Annotated in this window: 22 protein-coding genes and 1 pseudogene; 6 read left to right on the forward strand and 17 right to left on the reverse strand. The window is 39.9% G+C overall.

The genetic code is table 11. From position 1 onward, the window contains the following. Positions 1-79 precede the first annotated feature (79 nt). The 4 genes from F981_RS02375 to F981_RS02390 all read right to left on the reverse strand — a co-directional run bounded on the left by F981_RS02375 (position 80) and on the right by F981_RS02390 (position 4,478). A complete protein-coding gene (locus tag F981_RS02375) occupies positions 80-838 on the reverse strand; it encodes a hypothetical protein (RefSeq protein ID WP_004718022.1) in 759 nt (252 codons plus the stop codon). Between the two features lie 70 nt (positions 839-908). Continuing rightward, positions 909-3,557 (reverse strand): type I DNA topoisomerase, encoded by a 2,649-nt coding sequence (gene topA, locus F981_RS02380; RefSeq protein WP_004718025.1) that lies wholly within the window; start codon positions 3,555-3,557, stop codon positions 909-911. A 26-nt stretch (positions 3,558-3,583) separates the two neighbouring features. Next, the gene (locus F981_RS02385; RefSeq protein ID WP_004718027.1) at positions 3,584-4,033 is read right to left on the reverse strand and encodes an ammonium transporter; all 450 of its coding nucleotides are present in this window, start codon (positions 4,031-4,033) and stop codon (positions 3,584-3,586) included. Between the two features lie 106 nt (positions 4,034-4,139). Continuing rightward, a complete protein-coding gene (locus tag F981_RS02390) occupies positions 4,140-4,478 on the reverse strand; it encodes a winged helix-turn-helix transcriptional regulator (protein WP_004718029.1) in 339 nt (112 codons plus the stop codon). A gap of 148 nt (positions 4,479-4,626) precedes the next feature. Here F981_RS02390 and F981_RS02395 point away from each other — a divergent pair, with 148 nt between their 5' ends. Next, a complete protein-coding gene (locus F981_RS02395; protein WP_004718030.1) occupies positions 4,627-5,373 on the forward strand; it encodes an SDR family oxidoreductase in 747 nt (248 codons plus the stop codon). Positions 5,374-5,478: 105 nt separating this feature from the next. On the opposite strand, the gene F981_RS02400 is transcribed toward F981_RS02395, so the two are convergent. From F981_RS02400 to F981_RS02435, 8 genes and pseudogenes are all read right to left on the reverse strand, one after another. Continuing rightward, entirely contained in the window at positions 5,479-6,516 is a 1,038-nt protein-coding gene (locus tag F981_RS02400) for a coiled-coil domain-containing protein (RefSeq protein ID WP_004718031.1), read from the reverse strand. Positions 6,517-6,656: 140 nt separating this feature from the next. After that, positions 6,657-8,396 (reverse strand): acetyl/propionyl/methylcrotonyl-CoA carboxylase subunit alpha, encoded by a 1,740-nt coding sequence (locus tag F981_RS02405; protein WP_004718032.1) that lies wholly within the window; start codon positions 8,394-8,396, stop codon positions 6,657-6,659. A gap of 1 nt (position 8,397) precedes the next feature. Next, positions 8,398-9,978 (reverse strand): 5-oxoprolinase subunit B/C family protein, encoded by a 1,581-nt coding sequence (locus tag F981_RS02410; protein ID WP_004718033.1) that lies wholly within the window; start codon positions 9,976-9,978, stop codon positions 8,398-8,400. 19 nt (positions 9,979-9,997) lie between these two features. Next, positions 9,998-10,804, reverse strand: coding sequence for a putative hydro-lyase (locus F981_RS02415; protein ID WP_004718035.1), 807 nt, complete (start codon positions 10,802-10,804; stop codon positions 9,998-10,000). Between the two features lie 19 nt (positions 10,805-10,823). Further along, positions 10,824-11,582, reverse strand: coding sequence for a LamB/YcsF family protein (locus F981_RS02420; protein ID WP_004718041.1), 759 nt, complete (start codon positions 11,580-11,582; stop codon positions 10,824-10,826). 35 nt (positions 11,583-11,617) lie between these two features. Next, a pseudogene (locus F981_RS02425) lies at positions 11,618-12,869 on the reverse strand (NRAMP family divalent metal transporter). Positions 12,870-13,200: 331 nt separating this feature from the next. Continuing rightward, on the reverse strand, positions 13,201-14,109 hold the full coding sequence (mumR, locus tag F981_RS02430) for a LysR family transcriptional regulator MumR (protein WP_004718045.1): 909 nt from the start codon (positions 14,107-14,109) through the stop codon (positions 13,201-13,203). A gap of 123 nt (positions 14,110-14,232) precedes the next feature. Continuing rightward, positions 14,233-14,478, reverse strand: coding sequence for a SlyX family protein (locus tag F981_RS02435; protein ID WP_004718047.1), 246 nt, complete (start codon positions 14,476-14,478; stop codon positions 14,233-14,235). A 35-nt stretch (positions 14,479-14,513) separates the two neighbouring features. Between F981_RS02435 and F981_RS02440 the strand changes: the two genes are divergently transcribed. Beyond that, complete coding sequence (locus F981_RS02440; RefSeq protein ID WP_004718049.1) at positions 14,514-16,424, forward strand: ATP-binding cassette domain-containing protein; 1,911 nt, start codon at positions 14,514-14,516, stop codon at positions 16,422-16,424. 207 nt (positions 16,425-16,631) lie between these two features. On the opposite strand, the gene F981_RS24320 is transcribed toward F981_RS02440, so the two are convergent. Further along, on the reverse strand, positions 16,632-16,760 hold the full coding sequence (locus F981_RS24320) for a hypothetical protein (RefSeq protein ID WP_016539259.1): 129 nt from the start codon (positions 16,758-16,760) through the stop codon (positions 16,632-16,634). A 365-nt stretch (positions 16,761-17,125) separates the two neighbouring features. Between F981_RS24320 and F981_RS02445 the strand changes: the two genes are divergently transcribed. After that, positions 17,126-17,341 (forward strand): hypothetical protein, encoded by a 216-nt coding sequence (locus F981_RS02445; RefSeq protein ID WP_224964682.1) that lies wholly within the window; start codon positions 17,126-17,128, stop codon positions 17,339-17,341. 126 nt (positions 17,342-17,467) lie between these two features. Here the strand turns inward: F981_RS02445 and F981_RS02450 are convergent, their stop codons facing one another. Then, on the reverse strand, positions 17,468-18,445 hold the full coding sequence (locus F981_RS02450; RefSeq protein WP_004718055.1) for an acyltransferase family protein: 978 nt from the start codon (positions 18,443-18,445) through the stop codon (positions 17,468-17,470). A 37-nt stretch (positions 18,446-18,482) separates the two neighbouring features. Further along, positions 18,483-19,034, reverse strand: a complete 552-nt coding sequence (locus tag F981_RS02455; protein ID WP_004718057.1) for an O-acetyl-ADP-ribose deacetylase — start codon at positions 19,032-19,034, stop codon at positions 18,483-18,485. 117 nt (positions 19,035-19,151) lie between these two features. On the opposite strand from F981_RS02455, the gene F981_RS02460 reads away from it, so the two are divergent. Both F981_RS02460 and F981_RS02465 read left to right on the forward strand, forming a co-directional pair. Beyond that, positions 19,152-20,087, forward strand: a complete 936-nt coding sequence (locus F981_RS02460) for an LpxL/LpxP family acyltransferase (RefSeq protein ID WP_004718060.1) — start codon at positions 19,152-19,154, stop codon at positions 20,085-20,087. Between the two features lie 186 nt (positions 20,088-20,273). Beyond that, on the forward strand, positions 20,274-20,837 hold the full coding sequence (locus tag F981_RS02465; protein WP_004718062.1) for a hypothetical protein: 564 nt from the start codon (positions 20,274-20,276) through the stop codon (positions 20,835-20,837). Positions 20,838-20,874: 37 nt separating this feature from the next. Here F981_RS02465 and F981_RS02470 read toward each other — a convergent pair whose 3' ends face one another. Next, a complete protein-coding gene (locus tag F981_RS02470; RefSeq protein ID WP_004718064.1) occupies positions 20,875-21,192 on the reverse strand; it encodes a hypothetical protein in 318 nt (105 codons plus the stop codon). A gap of 331 nt (positions 21,193-21,523) precedes the next feature. Further along, entirely contained in the window at positions 21,524-22,642 is a 1,119-nt protein-coding gene (locus F981_RS02475; protein ID WP_004718070.1) for an endonuclease/exonuclease/phosphatase family protein, read from the reverse strand. Positions 22,643-22,827: 185 nt separating this feature from the next. Between F981_RS02475 and asd the strand changes: the two genes are divergently transcribed. Further along, entirely contained in the window at positions 22,828-23,946 is a 1,119-nt protein-coding gene (gene asd, locus F981_RS02480) for an aspartate-semialdehyde dehydrogenase (protein WP_004718072.1), read from the forward strand. Positions 23,947-24,036 lie beyond the last annotated feature (90 nt).

A 24,036-nucleotide genomic window follows, 5' to 3' on the forward strand; every position in this document is an offset into this window, starting at 1 on the left:
CTGTATAAAATCTGCATCTATACCAGAATAAAGCTTTGTTTGAGCAGAATCTAAGCGATAAACAGCACAGCTCTATACACTACTTCACCCAACCCATTTCTTGTGCAGTGAGTCGACTGATCATGGTATCTTCTAGATCTTCAGGTGTCTTACTTTTGCTTTCTGAAAGCGCAATATAGCCGCCCATAATTTCTGCACGCTGTTGTGGATAACGTGGTTGTTGTTCAGGATTGGCATAGCCTGTCGGATAGAGAGGCTGCCCTGTTGTAAAATCATATTTGTCTTTTGCACCAAAGGTATGCAGTAACTCATGTACAAGAACGACTTTATTACTCGAACTTTGCTTCGGCGATGCAAATAGATTCACAGAACCAATACGCCCACGTTCCAATGCAGTAGAGTGTTTCAATACTTTCTGCAACTTGGGATCATAATAATTTAAATACAGGGTCACTGATGGTGAGCCATCTTCTCCTTGATGCTGTTTCCATGCATAAAATCTGAATTTTAAACTCCACAAAACTGTATCCAAGATACGACCTGATTCTGGGAACTTAGGCGGCAAGATATTTAATTCACGTCCAAGCTGAAAATGAAACGAAATCGGTTGCCCACGAAATGCTTGAGACTGCAAACCTAAATAATGTTCAATTTCTTCAAGATCATCTGTTGAGATTTGCTGAATATAGGCTGCTGTGGAGCGTTGACCATCTGCATTGATTGGATGTAATAAAACAACGATTGGCTTGCTCCAATCTTGATTCATATCACGCCATGCGTTCACTGCAACAATCAGCAGAATAACCAGTAAAATACCAACTCGAATCTTTTTCCACATTGAATATATTCTCAATTTTTAATCGCAATAAAAATGCTGACCTAGGCCAGCATTTTTAAATATTTATGGATTAAGCTTCTACCCATTTCCCATCTTGGTAGACCAAAGACCATTTGGTTTGTTTACCTTCTGGGGTTTCTGAACCAATATATTGCGCTTGGTTTTTACGGCTAAACTTAACCAATGTTGGATTACCATCTGGATCTTGATCAGGTGCTTGCAAGATAAACTGATACTTAGACTTAGGATCAAGTTGATCTGCAACTGAACGTAACTCCGCAACCTTCGGTGCACGTGTTTCGCGTACTTTAGGGAATTTGCTTGCCGCCAAGAATAAACCCGCTGCTCCATCACGTAGAACAAAGTAATCATCATGTTTGACTGAACGTAAATGTTCCATTTTGATTGGGTCGACACGAGGTGGCGCTGGCTGACCATTTTTCAAAACTTTACGGGTATTGTCACAACTCATACAAGCAAAATATGGACCAAAACGCCCCGTTTTCAACTGCATCTCGCCATCACATTTATCACATGGAATGGTTGGACCATCATAACCCTTGATTTTGAACTCGCCTTCTTCCAGCTCGTAACCATCACAATCCGGGTTATTTCCACAAATATGTAACTTGCGGCCACCATCAATCACATAGCTGTCCATTGCAGTACCACATACTGGACAACGTTTTTTCGACATTAAGTCAGCAGTTTCAGCACTGTCATCATCAGAAAGTATAGCCAACGACTCAACTGGTGTTAAATTCAATGTCCCTTTACAGCGTTCTTTTGGTGGTAAGTTATAACCAGAACAACCAAGGAATACACCCGTCGTCCCTGTACGAATCTGCATCGGACGTTCACATTCTTTACAGTGAACAGCTTCAACTTCTACAGGTTGATTACGGCGCATGCCGTTTTCGCCCTGTGCTGTGGTTAAACGCTTTTTAAAATCACCGTAGAAACTATCTAACAGCTCTTTCCAATTACGTTCACCATCTGCAACTTTATCCAATTGACCTTCCAAATCTGCAGTAAATGCATAATTCATCAGGTTATTAAAATTCTCGTCTAGACGATCGGTAACAATTTCACCCATCTTCTCTGCAAAAAGACGGCGATTGTCGAGTTTGACATAACCACGATCTTGAATCGTCGAAATAATCGCAGCATAAGTCGATGGACGACCGATTCCACGTTTTTCCAATTCTTTTACTAAAGATGCTTCAGTAAAACGTGCAGGTGGTTTAGTAAAGTGTTGAGAAGGATCAAGTTTCTCAAGTTTGAGAATTTCACCCACTTTGACTGCAGGTAATAAAACATCATCATCAGACTTGTTCTGACCACGCACTTTGGTAAAACCATCAAAAACTAAAGTACGACCTTTGGCTTTGAGTTCTACACCATTCGCATCAACCAAAATCGTTGAGGATAAATACTCTGCTGGGGTCATTTGACATGCAACAAATTGACGCCAGATCAAATCATATAAACGTTGTGCATCACGCTCAACACCCGCCAAACTATCGCCTTTTAAGGCAACATTGGAAGGACGAATCGCTTCATGGGCTTCTTGCGCATTGGCTTTATTCCCATAACGATTTGCTTTAGCAGGTAAGTACTTTGCACCAAATTCAGTTTCAATATGATTACGCACCATACTGACAGCATCATCACTCAAGAATGTTGAGTCAGTACGCATATAAGTAATAAAACCAGCTTCATATAAGCGCTGTGCAAGCATCATGGTTTTCTTTACTGAAAAACCTAAGCGAGTACTTGCAGCTTGTTGCAAGGTTGAAGTGATATAAGGCGCACTTGGATTGACCTTCGTTGGCTTATCTTCACGTGTTGCAACTTTATATTCAGCATCTTTTAAAATTTTCAATAAAGCATCTGTTTGCGCTTTATTTTGTAATTTTAATGTTTTGCCGCCTTGTTTGACTGCTTCTAAACGAATTTCATCTTTTGCAGAATGAGTGTCTGCAAAAACTTGCCAGTATTCTTCAGGAATAAAGGCACGAATCTCACGCTCACGCTCGACCACCAATTTTACTGCAACCGACTGTACACGCCCAGCAGAGAGGCCACGCGCAATCTTTTCCCACAGTAGTGGTGAAACCATGAAGCCCACCACACGGTCGAGAAAACGACGTGCCTGTTGCGCATTCACACGGTTTAAATCTAGACGTGTAGGTTGTTTAAATGCTTCTTGAATGGCATTTTTGGTAATCTCGTTAAAGACCACACGATGGTAACGGCTATCATCACCACCAATCACTTCTCTTAAATGCCATGCAATCGCTTCTCCTTCTCTATCCAAATCCGTTGCGAGATAGATTTCATCTGCATCTTTGGCTAGTTTTTTGAGTTCAGCGACCACATGTTCTTTGCCTGGAAGCACTTCATATTTGGCTTTCCAACCATGCTCAGGATCGACACCCATACGATTGACTAAAGCGGATTGTGCTTTTTCAGCCTTCTGTTCATCCGTCAACTTGGTACGCGTTGCAGGCTTTTTTTCTGTCGATTTACTTGAACCACCTGTAGGTAAATCACGAACATGACCTACCGAAGACTTCACAATGTAATTTGAGCCTAAATATTTATTAATCGTTTTCGCTTTTGCAGGCGACTCCACAATCACTAATGCACGTTTTTTCCCAGCATCAGGAGAATTTGCTGTTGTGCTTTTGGATGTGGACCGAGGAGCGTTCGCCATAATAAACCACTGTTCCTATTATTAAGTTAAATTTCAGCCAATTTAAGTAAATATGCCTTCATATCATCAAGCTGTGTTGCTCTGAGGTCAGATTCTTCATCCCAATAAAGCCCTACACAGTTGGCCTGCATATCAATAGCATAAATCCCTTTTAATGCAATGGGAAAATCTTTAAATTTCTCATCACCGAGGACCACTTGAAGCTTTTGCTCTTCTACACGGGCGCGCATCAAAGCTAAGCGTGCATCTGGAATCAGTACACTATAATAAGCCACCATACTCGCACGAGACTCTGTTGCCATCGGGATTTTCGTCCACTCTGGTGCAGCCACTAAACGTGGGTGTAAGCCCATCTTGCGTGCTTTCTCTCGCATTAAACCTAATGCTTTTTCTCTAGGGCTTACGCGTAAGCCAAAAATTGAGCCCAATACAAAAACAATAATAACGAGCGCAACCCAAAGACCAGTGTGTTCCATAGTTCACCTTTTAATTCCTATATTAGAGTTGCATAAGCTGAATATAAAACGCAAGTTTAAAATTAAAATTACCGCCAATTACTGATTTTGAGGTCAGTTTAATTTCTTATTTTTCATTCATATTTTTTTCATAAAGCTCCATCCAGCTTCCCAATGACTGAATAGCGCTTTCCAGCGTTTGTCCTAATTCGGTAATTTGATATTCCACTCTAGGCGGTACTTCTGGGTAAATCTGCTTGGTTATAAGTTGGTGTTGCTCCAGCAGTTTTAAATGTTTCGACAACTCTTTTTGTGGGATTGGCGCTAAAGCCTTCTGTAATTGGCTAAATCGAACAGGATGTTTTGCTTCAATAAGATGATAGACAATTGGCAATACCCATTTTCCCGAAAATAATCCAACAAATCGCATAATCGAACAATTTTGCTCATATTGCAGTGTCGTCATTTTTCTACCTTACATAAAGCTACATTTTATAGCCTTTGAGTTTAGTCTATTTCAAACCAAACAACGACTAAGTCACCAATTGGTAAGTACTTACTTTGACAAATAAATTTTCACAATATAAGAGTTTGTAGACATTTTAGTGAAAAACATGCGATTAAAGAATAAAACGGTTTTAATTACTGGCGCAGCCAGTGGAATCGGTTTTGCAGCAGCACAACGTGCAATAGAAGAAGGTGCTTTTGTTGTGTTTACTGGCCGAAATCCAGATCAAATTGTACTGACACAAGAACAATTCGGCACCCAAAGTTTGGGCATCCAATGTGATCACTCAAGCTTAGTATCACAAGATCATTTTATTGAGAAAATGCAAGAATTATCCATTAAATTCGATGTGATTTATATCAATGCAGGCAATGTTAGCCATGAAGCATTTGGACAATGGACCGTTGAACAATTCGATGCGATTTTCGATACCAATGTAAAAGGTCCATTTTTCCTGATACAACGCTTACTTCCAATGATCAAGCCCCATGCTTCAGTCATTTTATGTGGTTCGACCAGTATTCATATCGCCTTAGAGAAAAGTAGCGTTTATGCCGCTTCAAAAATCGCCTTACGCTCTTTGGTCAAGACCTTATCTAGAGAACTTTTGGCCCAGCAAATACGATTTAACTTACTTTCACCAGGACCAACCTTAACCCCTGCCCTCAACAAAGTTGCGAATACACCCGCTGAAGTTGAACAGCTCAAAGCCAGTATTGAAAATCTTGTGCCAATTCAAAGGTTGGCGGATCCAGTCGAAATTGCCAATGCCTTTATTTATCTTGCTTCTGATGAAGCTAAATTTATTGTCGGTAGCGAACTCTTGGTCGATGGTGGCGTAGCAAATTTATAAGCATAAGCAAAGTTATAAAACTATAGTGTATGGCTTAATAAAAAAGCGCTAAATATTCAAATCTAAGCGCTTTTTTATATTGCTCTGAGCAGCTTAAAAATCGCCCTAATTTAAATACATTTCATGGCTATAAACAACTTCATGACCATTCCAATAAATATAGCCTTTTTCAATCAACTCTTTAAGCAATAAACGGATATCTGATTTTGGAAACATTTGCTCCAATAAATCACGCAACTCATAAATATCTTTAGGTTTATCGGTTTTTAAATTATTCAATTTATGAATAACTTCAATTTGCACTGGATCTATTTTTGCAAAGTTTTTAAACAAAACCTGATGTACTGCACCCACAGAGTCTTGCTGATCCATTTCCTGTAACACCTGATCTGAATCAACACGTAATTTTTCTAAAATTTGATCAATTTTTTCAAGTTTGATATTGGGTTGTGCTGCGGATTCAGTCTCAACTGGGTGTGCTAAAACAGGCTTGTCGATGTCAAGACTTGTCCATTGTTTCAAGACTTTTTTACGATAAGCCACCTGATCATCAAAGCGTTTGACAATTTTTAAATTGATTAACATGCCGACCAGATGCTGAGCTTTTTCTGGCACAACTTGTAAAATATTCACAATAGAATTCTTTAATTTTTCAATGGTATTCGGTTTGCCTGTCATCTCTCCCAAGGCATCGCAATACTTTTTAACCATTTGCAAATACGGCTTATTTTGAATGGTTTGTAGACTAGGTATCGAGTACTTGTTGCGTTGACGTTCCAACGTTGATTCGACTTGAATAAAACTACACGCTAGATCAGCACTACGCATCAGATCCAACAATAAGGAACAACTTGGCATCGCAGAAATGACCTCAATCTGCATCTCTGGCTCTAATAATGCCAATAATTGCCCCACCACAACTGCATATTCATATTCTTTTTCAGATGCATTCGGTACTTCTAAAATGACCACTTGACCACTGCTCACCCAGCCTGAAAATTCAGTTAAATCTTCCAGTGAGTACTGGAATTGTCCCGTACAATTGAAAAGATAAAGTGTTGGGTAATGTTCAATAATCTCCCGCAGCATTTTGGCTGTAGGCATATTATTTTCAAGATCGAGAAGAACAGCTTTATTCGGCATGGTCAAAAAGTTTGCTACTGAACAGTGGCAAGCATTACAACCAGCTTTCAACAAAAGGTCAAATAAAATTGGAAATTTAATCCTAAATTCCCAATTCCATCTGACTTAAATGTATAAGTTTTAGATTTTAAAGATAAATATTATTGGATGGTTGCAATCACTTGATCAGCCTGACACGTGCTCCCGACTTCTTTCAGCAATTCAATTTGACCACTTTGATGTGCCAAAACTTGAACTTCCATTTTCATGGCTTCCATAATTGCCACAACTTGCCCTGCACTCACTTGCTCTCCGGTTTGGACTTTCCATGCAATGATGGCCCCGTTAATAGGCGCTTGTAAGTGCTCAGGTTGAAGTGCTAACTCTGTGCTTTGCACTGGTTGTTGCTCCACCTGAACTGTACCTTGAGCAAACATTCCTGCAGGTAGGCCTAGACGGTGTAATTTCCCATCAATTTCGATATAGCTTAAAACCATCGCTTGTTGATGCTGAGGAATCGCACGTCGAGTTGATTTTAAGTCTTGTTTAAAGTCATTTTCAATCCAGCGCGTATGGACTTTAAATTCGTCGGTAAAATCAGGTTCATTCAGCACGGCACGATGAAAATCTAAAACTGAAGCCACCCCCTCAATTTTAAACTGCTTTAAAGCGCGTTTTGCGCGGCGTATTGCGATTTCACGCGTTTCCCCCGTCACAATCAGCTTTGCCATTAAAGAATCGAAATGGCTGGAAACCAGAGAGCCTGTGCGCACGCCAGTATCGACACGCACACCATGACCGAAAGGTGCTTCAAATAAACTTAGTGTACCAAATGCTGGAATAAAACCACGACTAGGGTCTTCTGCATTGATACGAAACTCAATGGCATGACCTTGTGCTTTAGGGGTTTCTTTGATCGATAATTCTTCGCCCAAAGCCACCTGAATTTGCTCAACCACCAAATCAACTCGCGCTGTTTCTTCGGTCACGGGATGTTCAACTTGCAACCGCGTATTGACTTCTAAAAATGATAGCGTCCCGTTTTGGCTCAATAAATACTCGACTGTCCCTGCTCCAACATACTGAGCAGCCTGACAAATATTTTTTGCTGAAGTTAAAATCTCTTGGTAAATCTCATCACTGATAAATGGTGCTGGAGATTCCTCAACTAATTTTTGATTGCGGCGCTGTAAAGAACAATCGCGCGTACCTAAGACCACCACATTCCCATGCAGGTCGGCAATCACTTGCGCTTCCACATGACGAGGATTGTCTAAGTACTGCTCAACAAAGCATTCGCCACGACCAAAGGCCGCTTTTGCTTCACGGACAGCAGAGTCATAGAGTTCTTTCACTTCTTCAAGCTTCCAAACCACTTTTAAACCACGACCACCACCACCAAATGCCGCTTTAATTGCAATAGGCAAGCCATATTGTTTTGCAAAGGCTAAAGCCTCATCTGCATTATTCAATGGGTCTTGTGTGCCTTGTACCAAAGGAGCACCCACTGAAGCAGCGATTTTACGTGCTTCAATTTTATCACCCAACTTGGTAATTGCTTCAGGAGATGGACCTACCCACTTCAAGCCTGCATCAATCACAGCTTGTGCAAATTCAGCCCGTTCCGATAAAAAACCATAACCAGGATGCACCATGGTGGCTTTTGATTTTTTAGCAATATCAATAATGGCATCAATATTTAAATAGGTTTCTTTTGCGGTTGCGCCAACCAAACCCCATGCTTCATCTGCAAGTTCGACATGTAAACTGCCGATATCGTCATCTGCATACATTGCCACAGAAGCAATGCCCATATCACGACAAGCATGGATAATACGCACAGCAATTTCACCACGATTGGCAATCAATAATTTTTCATTTACATATTTTTGCTGGTTCATCTTAGTTCTCGATATCTACAAATTCGGCGATTTTTCTAAATTTGATATGGCAATCCGCAGGTATTTGTGCCACCAAATCCCAATGATGCTTGGCAACTGAAGCAATCACAGGATAACCACCAGTTAATGGGTGATCATTCATAAACAATACAGGTTGACCATTGGGTGGAATCTGCAAAGCACCAATACATGTGCCTTCGCTTTCCAATTCATGGTGAATCTTACGTGTTAAGGGCGCTTTCCCAGATAAACGTAATCCGACTCGATTACTTTCATTGGTGACTAACCATGCTTGATTGCACAGTTTTTCAATACTGCTTTGCTCAAACCAATCCGTTCGAGGTCCCATCACAATATCAAGTTCAATCGTATCGCCAAGGGACGGGAGATTGGATTTTGGCACTTCGTTGATGCTGATATTGGATGGGACGACTTGACCTTGGTAAATGACATCACCCGTTTTTAAAGGGGCTGGACCAAGAATGGCTAAACTGTCAAAAGAACAGCTATTTAAAACGGGTTGAATATCCAAACCACCACGAACCGCAAGGTAATTGCGTAACCCTGCGCTCGGCGTTTGAATTTGAAATTCATCTCCCTCATCCAGTGCAATCGCCTGATAGCTGTCAAAATCTGCTTTTTGACCATCTGCAAATTTCACATGGATATTGGAAATTGCACCTGCCACGCTAATGACAGCTGAATTTTGCATGACTGCTTTTAAACCGCCATTTAGCACCTCAATCACAGGCGTATCCGTTGGATTCCCCACGATTCGATTGGCACAATGCATCGAAGCGACATCCATCGCCCCTGCTGTACCCACACCGATATTGCTGTGCTGAAAACGGCCTTCATCTTGAATCGAAACTTGCAAGCCAGATGCCGTGATTTTGAATAGGGGGTGTTTTAAAGTTAAATCTTGTCGTGGCGTGATTTGCTTGGGCACATCCACAGATACAGGATGATGGGTTACATCCTCAAAATGCACCCGCATTCCTGGTCGTAAAAGCGCAGGATTTTGACGCTCCAAATCCCACATTTTTTCTGACGTTGTTCCAATCAATTGCCAGCCACCTGGACTATCTTTTGGGTAGATACCCGAGTATTGCCCAGCAAGTCCAAGTGAGCCTGATGGAATTTTTTTACGCGGTGTTTTTAGACGAGGAACGTCTGTAAAGGGCTGATCAAGGCTACTCATATAAGCAAAACCTGGAGCAAAGCCAATAAAGGCAACGTCCCAAGCACTTTGATGATGTTTTAAAATCAGATCGGCTATAGAGAGGCCTTGAAGTTCCGCCACTTGTGCTAAATCTTCACCATCGTAACGAATCGGAATAATCACTTCCTGCGTATTGCGATCAAAGCCTGAATCAAGGTTTAAAGTACCAATCAAAACACTCAAGGTTTTAAAGTCAGTCTTGATTTCGTTAAAACAAATTAAAATTGTTTTTGCAGCAGGAATTAAATCTTTGATTCCATTCAAGTGTAAATTTTGCAATTTACTGTATAACGCCAAAGTTTCTTCTAAACTAGAAAGTTCAATCAAGAAACTGTCGGAATTTACCGATAAAAATCGCATTTACTGATCCTTTCTTGTCTTAACGCATCCACGCACGATCAGGTATGTCTGTAATCAACATATGTCCTGGTGCATGGCTAATGGCAAATGGGATTTTCGAGTTCATGATTGCAGCTTGAGGCGTTACACCACATGCCCAAAATACTGGAATTTCACCCTGTTCAATACGTGAGGCATCACCAAAATCTGGCTGATTGATGTCGCGTATGCCCAAACTTTCAGGATGACCAATATGTACGGGAGCACCATGAACACTCGGCATACGTGCCGTAATTTTTACAGCCTCAGCTATTTGATGGGCAGGAATGGGGCGCATAGAAACCACCATATTTCCTGAAATACGTCCAGCAGAAAGGCATTCGATATTACTCAAATACATCGGTACATTGGTCTTGTCATGGATATGACGCACTTCAATCCCCGCTTCTTGCAAAGCTGTTTCAAAGGAGAAACTACAGCCAATTAAAAAGGTCACTAAATCAGGATGCGCGTTATAAAGCTCACTCGCATCAGTGAGCTCATCGACCATTTCACCGTTTTTCCAAACACGATATCGTGGAAAGTCAGTGCGAATGTCTGAGTCAGTAGCCAATCGAGAGTGGTATACGCCTTCTTCCAAAACATCTAATACAGGACAGCTTTGCGGATTACGCTGTGCGTACAACAAGAAATCATATGCCCAGTCTTTAGGTACAGAAATCATATTCACTTGCGTCATCCCAGCAGCCATTCCTGCTGTAGGTTGATCAAAACCTGCACGAATTTGTTGTCGCGCATCCAATGCAGCTTTTAGCTGAGCTGGATCGACTTTAATCTCTTTAAACATGTGTCTTGTCCTTATTGTTTTATGCACAAAATGAACGAACTTGAATGTCGTTTGTTAGCAGCTCAGCTTTAATCGCTGCGGACATTTCTAGTGCACCTGCGGTATCACCATGCAAACAAATCGTATCGGCTTGAATTGGGGTAAATACGCCATCAATTGACTCAACCCCACCATTTTTCAACATCGCAACCACACGTTTTGCCACAAACTCAGCATCATGCAAAACAGCACCTTCCAAACGGCGTGAAACCAGTGAGCCATCGCGGTTATAAGCACGATCAGCAAAGGCTTCTGAAACCACTTTTAGACCTGCCTGACGTGCTTGTGCAACCAAATTTGACCCAGCCAAAGCAACCAGTACCAATGCAGGGTTATACATTTTAATAGCTTCAATCACGGCTTCGGCTTGTACAGAATCTTTGGCAATGGTGTTATACAACGCCCCATGCGGCTTGACATATTGCACTTTTGAACCAGCAACTTTTGCCAAACCGTCAAGCGCCGAAATTTGATAGAGCACATCTGCAATCAGCTCGTCTTGAGACAAATCCATATTACGGCGACCAAAACCAACCAAATCTGGGTAAGAAACATGCGCACCAATCGTGACATCTAATTTCACTGCTTGTTGAAGCGTCTTCAATATTCCCAACGGGTCACCTGCATGAAAGCCACAGGCAATATTGGCGCTACTGACAACAGGTAAAATTTGCTCATCATTGCCCATTTTCCAAGAGCCAAAACTTTCACCCAAGTCACTATTTAAATCGACATACATTGTGATCATTCCTTTTCAATTGAGTGTGAAGTTAATTAGAGCTTGGTGAGGTAATTAAATACTGTCGTAAATGACATATAACCCATCCACCATGTGAGTAAGCAGGTTAATACACCCAAAACCAGTAACCATTTTGGATAATTATAATTGCCCATCATGTCTTTACGACATGCCGCAACATAGACAAAAATCGTCAAACCAATTGGTAATACCAAACCATTAAAACCACCCACAAAGATCAGTAAGCCCGCTGGTGTTGCACCTAGAATCACGTAAAGCAACAGGGCTAAAGAAATAAAGCTAATGGTGAGGTAGTTAGTATGTTTAGTGGTTAAGTTCTGTTTAAATGCGGACATAAATGAAACAGAGGTATAGGCTGCACCAATCGTGCTACTGATTCCCGCTGCCCAAAAAATCAAGCCAAATAGTTTAAAACCAAATGTACCCGCAGCATATTGGAATGCTTGCGCAGCTGGGTTGGCATCGTGACTTGCTAAATCAATATTTGCACCACTGACCACAACCCCTAAGAATGCTAAGAACAATACATAGCGCATGATCCCAACCACCACAATACCTTTGGTTGCGGCTCTGGCCACTTCATCAATATTCTCTGGTCCAACCGCACCTTTGTCCAATAAACGATGTGCACCCGCATAGCAGATATAACCACCCACTGTACCGCCAACAATGGTTGTAATGATGGCGAAATCAATTTGATCAGGTGCAAAAGTTTGTTGAACGGCTTGCCCCACTGGTGGCATGACAATGAATGCAACGATCACGATCAAAACGATTTTGAGCAACCCCAAAATAATCATGCTCTTGTCCATCGCCAGAGTGGCTTTTCTGGAAGCAAAAATCAGAATTGCCAAAGCACCACTCAGCACGCCGCCGACCTTGGTATCCAACCCAAAGAGTGCATTTAAGCCCAGTGCAGCACCCGCAATGTTACCGATACTAAAGAAAAACCCACCTAAAATGACCAGAAATGCGAGTAAGTAACCACTCCCCGGTAAGGCTTTATTAGCAATATCAGAAGCGCGCATTTGCGTTAAGGTGACCACACGCCAAATGTTTTGCTGAACAACATAATCAATAATGATCGAAACTAGGATTGCAAAGCCAAATGCAGCACCTAATTTCACTGTAAATACAGCGGTTTGAGTTAGAAAACCTGGCCCCATCGCAGACGTTGCCATCATAAAGATAGATGCAACAATTGCCCATTGACGGTCAGACAAAAAAGAAGATTTCAATAAAGACATGTAGGCGTTCCTCATCCATTTGAGCTTAATCAACGCTATTTCAAGTGAAACAAAGAACATCTATTTTTCTAAAATACGAGATTCTTTAATCCTTTAAACTTTTAAGATTTTCTGGTTATGCTGAACCAAATCTGTATTTCAAATAAAAGCATAGGCGAAGGTCAGTCACAATAAGACTTTATCCAAAACTCATTAAACATAAGATATTGAATTTATATATTTTTATTATTTTTAAAATCATTTAATAATGAATATTTATCACTTTCTATAAGTTCTCATTATCAATATTTCATATTTTTGCAATTTTTAAATCAAAACCAAAGCTGCATAAAATGCCGTTTTATTGTTCATTATCTAATTTTATTATTCAGCTTTTTCATGGCATTTTCCGAAGTTAAAACCGCTAAATCCGTCAACTTTTCTTTTAATGCGGTGTTATTGCCTTGTGTATAGATTGCGGTAAAGTGGAATGTCTTTAATTGGATTGGCGTATCCAAAATTTCCAATCGCCCATCTAAAATTTCTTTGATTGCCGTTAGTTTAGGTACCACTGCAATCCCTAAACCTTGTTCAGCTAAACGTAATAATGTGACCAATGAATAACTTGTGATAGATAGTGGTTCATCGATCTTTTGTTCTTTCATTTTGGCTTTGAGCTCTTTATAAGGATAGGTAATTCTTGGATAGGTTAAAATGGTATGCGACATCAATGTCCGCAATGACATCTGCCCAATTCCACCTTTAAATGAAGGTGATGCCAGAAAGCTTAATTCAAAATCACACAATGAACGTTCTATACATTCAAAAGGCAAAGTTGGCCCCAGTAAAAACGCCATATCCAAATCACCGATGCGTACACCTTCTTGTAAATCTGGAGTTAAATTCACCACGATTTCGATGGAAACTTTGGGAAACTCTTGCTGGACTTGCTCCATATACTCCACTAGCCAAGTATGGACAATCGTTTCAGAAACCCCTAAACGAATCGTTCCTGTTAAATACTGACTTTCTGTAAGTTCAGCCACCAAGTCTGTTTCCAGTCGCATAAACTTTTCAGCATATTTAAATAAGGTCATGCCCTTATGCGTGGCTTTGATTTGACGAGAACTGCGATCAAGCACTTTAAAACCGAGATCATTTTCAATCGCAGTAATTTTTTGAGAAATTGCAGGCTGTGTCGTGTGAAGCTTTGTTGCGGCTTTATTAAAACTGTTTAAGGTCACCACCCAATAAAATGCTTCGAGGTTTTTTAAGTTCATAATCCATTTTAACCCACAAATTTAGCGCTTGCGTTATGCAAATCCTTTGCCAATATCACTGCTATGTGTGAATTTACACCTGATTCAGCACACCTCAGCCACTCATATTTCACATCCGTTGCATCAATAATGCGGAGGACGATTGGTCATTGGGTCAAATGCTGCAATACCTTCTGACAAATCAGCAGATTCTATACGTTGGTAAATTAACTGCATTTGTTTTTTTAAATCAGCGATTTCCAAGCTTTGTTGCGCCACTTGATCATTTAATTGTTCGACTAAATCATCTAAAAATGCAATTCGGACTTGCAAATCTTCTATGGGTGCGGAAAATGACGCCTGATCATCAATATTTTTATGTTTAGTCATTTTTAGTCCTCAGTGTGGGATGTTTAGGAAACCGTATGGCCTATATTACTATAAGGGATGTCCAACTTGCGTTTGGTGGACCTGCCCTGCTCGATGGCGCAAACTTCAATTTAGAACGAGGCGAACGAGTCTGTCTGATTGGTCGTAACGGTGAAGGTAAGTCTACTTTACTCAAACTGATTGAGGGAAGTTTATTGCCTGATCAAGGTGAAATTGCATTACAAAATGGTATTACAATTTCTATGCTTGCTCAGGATGTACCGATGGATTCGGGCAAAGTTGCCGATATTGTTGCCGAAGGTGCAGGAGAAGCTGCGCTCGTCCTAAAAGAATACCATGAAGCCAGCGATGCTTGTGTATTAGGTGATATGGAAGCTTGTGATCGTATGGGCAACCTACAACATAAGCTCGATTTGCTCGATGGTTGGGCATTAGAAACCAAAGTAAATTCTATCTTGAGCAAAATGGGCTTAGATCCTGAAGCAGATTTAGCAGATTTATCAGGCGGGCGTAAACGCCGTGTACTTTTAGCACGTGCATTGTTGACGCAACCTGACGTTTTATTACTTGACGAACCAACCAACCATTTGGACGTAGAAAGTATTGAATGGTTAGAGAAATTCTTACTCGATCAAAACAATCTCACCCTGTTATTTATTTCCCATGACCGTGCTTTTGTTGACAGTATTGCGACACGTATTGTGGAGTTGGATCGTGGTGTTTTACGTAGTTATGAAGGTAACTACTCACGCTATCTCGACTTAAAAGCACAGCAAATGGAAGCTGAAGAAAAGCAAAATGCGCTGTTTGATAAACGCTTGGCTGAAGAGGAAACTTGGATTCGTCAAGGGATCAAAGCACGTCGTACCCGTAACGAAGGTCGTGTACGTGCATTAAAAGATTTACGTGAACAATCTAAAGCACGTCGCTCACAACAAGGTAAAGTGAGCATGGCGACTCAAGAGGCGAATCGTTCAGGTAAATTGGTCTTTGATATTGAACACTTAAGTGTGGCTTTTGGTGATAATGCACCGATTATTAAAGATTTCTCTGCGTTAGTACTGCGTGGCGACCGTATTGGTTTAGTCGGTGATAATGGTGTAGGTAAAACCACCTTGATTAAAGCCATTTTAGGTGAACTTGAACATGGCGGTTCGGTGAAAACAGGTACACAGCTTGAAGTGGCTTATTTTGACCAATTACGTAATGCGCTAGATCTTGAAAAATCAGTAATGGCCAACGTGTCTGAAGGCTCAGACTTTGTCGATGTTAATGGTGGTCGCCGTCATATCTACAGCTATTTACAAGACTTTTTATTCTCGCCTGAACGCGCGCGTACTCCAGTAAAAGCACTTTCAGGTGGTGAGCGTAACCGTATCCTTTTGGCAAAGTTATTGCTTAAACCGTCTAACCTTATTGTGATGGATGAGCCAACCAATGACTTAGACATGGTGACTTTAGAATTACTCGAAGAGATGTTGAGTGATTATAAAGGGACTTTGTTATTGATCTCCCATGACCGTGCATTTATGGACAATGTTGTGACATCAACCTGGGTATTTGATGGTAAAGGCAATATCGATGAATACATTGGTGGCTATCAAGACTATCTAGAACAACGTCCAGATCAACGTGTTGTCGATCAGAAAAGTGATGTAAAAAAAGCCATTGCTAAAGCGGAAGCTGCTGCGACACCTGCTGAACCAGCCGTTAAAAAAGTGAAATTGAGTTATAAAGATCAACGCGCTTTAGAACAGTTACCTGCAGAAATTGAAGCTTTGGAAAAAGAACAAGCTGAACTGACTGCAAAACTTGCAGATGGTTCTTGGTTTGTGACTGATGCAGATGCAGCCACCAAAGCGTCACAACGACTTGGCGAGATTGATGAACTGATGCTTGAAAAAATGGAGCGTTGGGATGCATTAGAAGAAATGATCAAAGGTTAGTTCTTGTAAAATCTTTAAATAAAAACTCCGCAAATATGCGGAGTTTTTATTGAGCCTGCCGACATTGAAACCAACAACATAGATCAATCATCTTATAGATATACAATACATATTTTCAGCTTTATGTATTAACCAGATTCAAAGACATTGAAACATAACGCAACCCATGATTTTCAATGGTTTCATCTTTCACCACAAAGCCAAATTTTAAATCATACTTACGGAAAACAGTTGTCGCCCACTGCCATTAATTGCAAACTCATCAATAAAAGGCGCAATCAATTGGGTAATTGCAATTAAGTCCTTTATGGTTGCTCTTCTGATTGTTTTATTCATGTGAGGGACATTTCAATAGTGGAGTAGCAGTAAAAGATCAAAATGCTAAACTTAAGTCTGTAATCAGCATTTCGTTATCTAAATAATACTTGAAATGATATATAACAAACTCTTTCATTTTTGAAAATAAACGCACTTATTTAAATGGCTTAGTACAAGTTAAAATGACGGCAATACTTTACTGATTAAAATTAAATAAAACTTAAAAAATCAAAGCACTTACCATTCCCCACTCATCTTACCAATGATCATTTCATTTATACTGAATTTCGCTACAAGCACTTCATGATGTTTCCATACAAATTCACCAAGATATGATTATCGAATCTAGTTCAGATCTCGAATTATTTAGTGAGAATATGATCATGAAAAAAGTTACATCATTACTTGTTGCAGCATTCACCACAGCAATTTTCGCAGGTTCGGCAATGGCAGCAACTCCAGCACAGCATTCGACTCAAGCGGTTAAAACCCATCAAATGCAAAAACAACATAAAGCTGGTCATAGCCAAAAACACCATGCCGCTGCACAAAAATCAGCAACAGCAAAAAAAGTAGAGGGTAAAGCAGCAACCAAATAATCCACTTTAAAACGTTGTTTTAAAACTGTCGCTTTATAAAATTATGATCCTCATGCTTAAAAGCTACACCAACAGTGTAGCTTTTAAATTTTCAGCGAATGCTCTGGATCGCTTCAAATCCATTCGCTACTTTAAACCGAATTTTTCAACAGGTTTGATTAACCATAAAGATAATTTTCTTAATAAAATATCAAAAAATTGCTGTTGTAACATCCAGCAAGTCAATACAGATAAACCAATACAAATCCCAATTTCCACAAAAATATTAAAATCCAGTTGCCAATAACGTGCAATCAACATCACCACAAAACCATGTAGCAAATACACCGCCAAGGTGTTTTTTCCAAGTTGCACACAGCCAATATTCAATAATTTTGTCCATGCAAACATCGCGAAAATACCCAAACTCGACATCAAAAGACAGCCTATTCTGATCCACGTACCATCCAACATACTTACCTTAAGTTGCTGATAACTTAAACTGCCATATAACCAAAATGGGTTGATTTGGGTGAAATACACCAAGCTTGCAATACCCATCACGATGAATCCAGCTAAAATTTGAGTGAATTTAAATTGCTGAATTTTCTCGACAATGGTTTTGCCATAAAGTGCACCCACAATAAAAAATGGAAAGAAGCTAAAAATTCTGCCGATTGAGTATTGGTAATTGTTCCATGGGCTTAAGCCGACACATAAAGCAAGAATCAGTGCAATCAGCAGTGCAAATTTTGTTTTTATCAAAAAATGGCTAAGCGTTGTCCATACCATCATGCCCAACAGATACCATAAGATCCAATAAGGTCGTTCAAACACATTCCAATTGAGCTGAAATTTACCTGACCAGATGGCATCAAATGCAGGAAATAGAATTTGAAAGGGTAAATAGAGCGCAACAAAAAATAGAATATTCTTAAACCATTTACTGTCTTTAAACAACATGCCCGAAATAAAGATAAAAGCAGGCATATGTACAAAATAAATCGTACCTAATAAGACATGATCAATCGGATCTTTCCAACCGATCATACGTTCTAGAAAATGCCCGAGCACCACAAGAAATATCAGCGTTGCCTTACAACTGTCTAAGTAGGTATCTCTCATCGTAAGGTTGTCTAAAATAGTCAGTGAATAACTGCGATTATATACCTAAAACATGCACTTGCTTTTGATCAATCTCAGCAAGATACTGGCGATAGATTTTAAAATTTTCCAAATCAAAACACACGAAACTGACTTCCTCTAAGTTGTTCGTCTGGGTTAAAAACTTAGTCACGCTGTTTATGGCGATAAATGCTGCCTCTGATTTGGGAAAACGATAAATCCCTGTTGAAATATTCGGAAATGCCAGTGTTTTTAGCTGATGTTGCTCAGCGAGTCTTAAACTATTGAGATAGGCTTTCTCAAGCAGTTCATTTTCAGCATGCTGTCCATCTTGCCAAGTGGGGCCCACGGTATGAATCACATAATTACAGGGCAACAACCCCGCTGTGGTAATCACTGCTTCACCAATTGCACAACCACCCTGTCTGGCTCGGATCTTTTGACAATCCTCCAAAATAGCAGAACCACCTTTTCGATGAATTGCACCATCCACACCACCACCGCCAAGTAACGAGGTATTGGCGGCATTTACAATTACATCCACCTTTTGAACTGTAATATCACCTTGAATTAACCGAATTATTTTCACGTCATGCTTCCTTGCGTATCCTCAATGAGAGTGAATGACATCTTGAATTTTCTTCTTTAAACCGCTTCATGCTACACTCCTTTCAGTTTTAACTTCCCCAAAATTTACAAAACTGCTATGAGTAAAAAGCATCAATACGAGCCTGGAAAATTTTATTGGGCATTTTTACATCCGAAATATTGGGGAATCTGGATTGCGATTGTATTTTTGATGATGCTCGCAATTTTGCCTTGGGCAATTCAGTATCGCTTAGCAACATTGTTGGGCAATATTGCCTTTGACCGACTGAAATCGCGTCGTGAAACAACAACACGTAATTTAGAAGTCTGCTTTCCAGAATGGTCGCCTGAACAAGTCATCGATAATTCAAGACAAGTCTTTGTTGATCAAATGGTCGGGGTCTTTGAAACCTTAAATGCATGGTACTCACCACAATGGTTTAAAAACCGCGTCAGCATTCAAGGGCTAGAGCATATCCAACAGGCCAAACAAAATGGTCAAGGCATACTGTTACTCGGCACCCATAGCACCATGCTTGATGCTGGTGGTTATTTATGCGCACAATTTTTTGAACCTGATGTGGTGTATCGCCCGCAGAATAATCCTTTACTCGATATGCTGATTTATCGTTGTCGTGCAACGATTTATAAAGCGCAGATTGATCATGATGATATGCGTGGATTGATTCGCCATCTGAAAGAAGGTGATGCGATTTGGTATAGTCCAGATCAGGATTTTGGATTAAAACAAGGGGTGATGGCACCCTTTTTTGGTACGCCCGCTGCAACAGTAACAGCGCATCGACGTTTATTGAAAATATCAAAAGCTGTCGCAATCCCACTGTATTTTTATCGTGATGGTGATATCAAAGATCCAAAATATCATGTGCTTATTGAACCTGCTGTTGATCCATTACCCAGTGAAGATGAAATGGATGATGCGATTCGTGTCAATAAAATCATTGAAAATCAACTGCGGATCGCACCGACACAATATATGTGGTTTCATCGTCGCTTTAAAACACGTCCAAAAGGCTACCAGAAAATCTATTAAGTTTAAGTATTTTTGTTTTAACGATCAGGAGATATAAAAATATCTCCTTTTTTATTTTGGTCATCTCGTGTCTAAATAGCATCGTTCATGGCGAACTGCGTCTAGTTACACATGCCCACTTTCTTGATCAAACAAAGCGAATTAAGATTTATCAATAATACATTCAAATTTAAGGAAAATAAAACAATGAATATCACCAATAAAGTTCTTTTTTCGTGTTTGATCAGTTTCAGTTTGATGTTTACCGCATGTTCAGAGCAAAAAGCAGATATCGCCCAAGACAAAACCTCAGAAACTACGTCTACTGCAACAACTCAAGACAATTGGAAAAGCAAAGCGACTGAACTGAGTACAGCCAACGCAACAGAGATTACAACAGACTTAGCTCAACTTAATCAGATCGTCAATCATGCAAATACTCAAGCACTTCAATTAAGAGCGGAGCTTCAATCAGCCACTCGCCAACCTGAAAAGCACCAACAGATTTTACTCAAAGCCAATGATATACAAGCGGCAACTCAACAACAAATCATGGCATTAAATTTAAAAAGTAGTGAAGTACAAAGTCTACGCACACAAATGATTGATAATTTAGTCACTAGTCAGAAAATGTATACGCTTTCAACAGCCCCAGATTTTAATGCAAATGCACCCAGTGATGAATTTAAGCAACTTGGTAAACGTTCAATGGCGCTTCAACAAAAAATTTCTGCTGAAATGGACGCCTTAAATCAACATTATGGAAAATAAAAACAATCTGAATCATAAGCGGGTTAAGTAGAAAGACCTAACCTTTCCATACTCGAAAACGTGCCATCGCCCAAATCACATAAGGCCAAAAAATCATATTGACTATGCTATGGATACTTTCCCAAATACGCCAATAGCCTCTACCAAAAATATCTGCGCGTGCATTAAAGATTTCAATTACAAAGGCAAACACCACTGTGGCGATAATCGCAAGATTTGATTTAAGTTGTCTTTTATGAATTGCAGCAACAATAAAATAGATGATTAAACCTGCATAGATAAATAAAGCATCACTACTTAAACCAGTAAAATGTTTAAGACTTGAAGCGAATTCTTGAACTTTTGCGAGAAACATAGCCACTCTTTTTTATTTTCAATTTTGTCTATTCTAAATTATATACCATAAATAAAGCATAACCCGAGTTCTGCATCCTGCAAAACTCGGGTTCATGAGGTTGTGCTTTCACATCTTATTCTTATTTTCTTGGTTATCCATTCCAACATCAAATCCTTGATGATTGCTCCATCGACTTCGTCTTCCTTAGTGAGATTTTCCGTTCTCATTCCCTGTGTCGATAAGTAAAGATTAAAACGAATATGCTTTGCATGCTATCCGCTTAGGGCCTAAATCCATGTAAGTAATTGCTTACAAAAATCAGCCGTTTTTTAATTTTATTGTCAGACAATCAGGTTCCAGCTTTATAACTTTGCGCAATTTCATCAGTCACCAACTTCTCCTCTTTCTCTGCTTTTTCAATCCCTTCCTGAATTGCCTCTTGCGCTTCCCTTTCATCTGCATCGGTTTGCTCTAACTCTTCTTGAGTTTGCTCAAAAATACGCCCTGTTTGTAATACCACATAAATCGGAAAATGATCTGAACCCACATGAGGCAGTCGTTGCATATGTACTAAAGCGAAATCTGTACTGTGAAATAAATGATCCAAAGACCATCTCAAAAATTTATAGTCAGCATGGAAGGTGTTGATATATCTGCGCCCCACACGTGGATCAAGCAAACCACTGATACGTTGAAATAAACGTGTTGTGCGTGACCAAGCAACATCGTTTAAATCACCCATAACAATACAGCTCTCATCCAAGTCTTTGATCTGATCCCCCACAATAAGCAATTCAGCATCACGTAAAGTCGAGTCTTTGGCTTCTGTTGGGCTTGGTGGTTTGGGATGTAAACAATACAGTTGCACCGCTTGCCCAGATGGTAAAATCACCGTGGTATGAATAGACGGAATTTCATCACTGAGAATAAATTTAACCTCTGTATCGACCAACTTGAGTTTGCTATACAAATGCATCCCATAGAGATTGTCTAAAGGTATAGCCACACGATAAGAATAATCTTTTTCAATTTGAGCCAATTCATTTTGCCAAGTTTGATCAGTTTCAAGTGTCAAAACAATATCTGGCTGGTGCTGTTCAATTTGTTCAAGCAATAAGTGATATTGATCATTCGGTGTCAGCACATTCGACACAATCACTGAAATTTGCTGATCAGGATTAAGCTGATCTTTGCTCACCTGTTTGACTTGTTTCTTCCAAATGAAGGTATAAGGCAAAACCATCTTTAATTGAAAAGCTAAGGCAGCTATCAATAAAAATAAAATCACTTCACGAGCCAAGTCCCACGGCGCTGTCCAAAACAACATCAATACCAAGACAATCAAACCAACAAATAATATCTGCAAGCGTGGAAAATCAGCACCTCTAAACCACCATTCATCACGGGGAATCAGTGACCAGAAACTTAGCCAAATCACGATCAACGCAAGTACTTCTATCCAGATCATATTTTGTCACTCTTATATTCTTAATTTTTGAATGATTCATAAATTAATATCAATTTTGCATGTATCATAAACAAGATATATTGCACAATATAGTTGTGTTTTCATTGTGTATGCTATTGCAGTTACACACTCTTTTGATACACTCAAACCCCCTTTTATTTTTTAACGCACCGAGGCAAAGTGACATGAAAGTAGGTCTGGTCGGTTGGCGCGGGATGGTTGGTTCTGTCCTTATGCAACGTATGGTTGAAGAGAATGATTTTGCTCATTTTGAGCCATTCTATTTCTCTACCAGTAACGCAGGTGGTGAATCGCCTGCTTTTGGTGGTAAAACTGCTCCAGCACTTATGGAAGCGACGGACATTACCAGTCTGAAGCAAATGGATGTCATTATTACCTGTCAAGGTGGCGACTATACATCAGAAGTCTTTCCTCAGCTAAAAGCTGAAGGTTGGAAAGGCTATTGGATCGATGCAGCTTCTACATTACGTATGGATGATGAAGCAATCATCGTACTCGACCCAGTCAACTTAAATGTTATCAAAGACGGTTTGGTCAATGGTATTAAAACATTTGTTGGCGGTAACTGTACGGTTTCTTTGATGTTGATGGGCATGGGTTCACTGTTCCAACACAATTTGGTGGAATGGATGACGGCGATGACGTATCAAGCCGCTTCAGGTGCTGGCGCGCAAAACATGCGTGAGCTGATCACAGGTATGGGCTATTTATATAACAATACTCAAGACTTGTTAGATGATCCACGTTCTGCGATTTTAGACATCGACAGCCGAATTGCCGAATTACAACGTGGCGAAGGTTTCCCGAAAGCAAACTTCGGTGTGCCTTTAGCGGGTTCGTTGATCCCTTATATTGATAAGCAACTTGAAAGCGGTCAATCAAAAGAAGAGTGGAAAGGTCAAGTTGAAACCAACAAGATCTTAGGTAATGCTCAGATTGTTCCAATTGATGGTCACTGTGTACGTATTGGTGCAATGCGTTGTCACTCTCAAGCCTTAACATTGAAATTGAAAAAAGATGTTCCGCTTGATGAGATTGAGGACATGATTCGTCAGTCTAACCAATGGGCAAAAGTGGTTCCAAATACACGTGATGCATCAATGACGGATCTTACTCCAGTCGCTGTAACAGGTACTTTATCTGTGCCAGTAGGTCGTTTACGTAAATTAAATATGGGTAAAGAGTATTTAGGCGCATTCACTGTAGGTGACCAATTACTTTGGGGTGCTGCTGAGCCTTTACGTCGTATGTTACGTATCTTAATCGACTATAAAAATGCTTAAAGTCACAAAAAACTCATAAACAATGAAAAAGCCGATCTATCTTGATCGGCTTTTTTATGTAACTATATTTATGTAACTCTAATGTTAATA

Origin of the sequence: Acinetobacter guillouiae CIP 63.46 (assembly GCF_000368145.1) — a bacterium.
In the GTDB taxonomy this organism is placed as follows: domain Bacteria; phylum Pseudomonadota; class Gammaproteobacteria; order Pseudomonadales; family Moraxellaceae; genus Acinetobacter; species Acinetobacter guillouiae.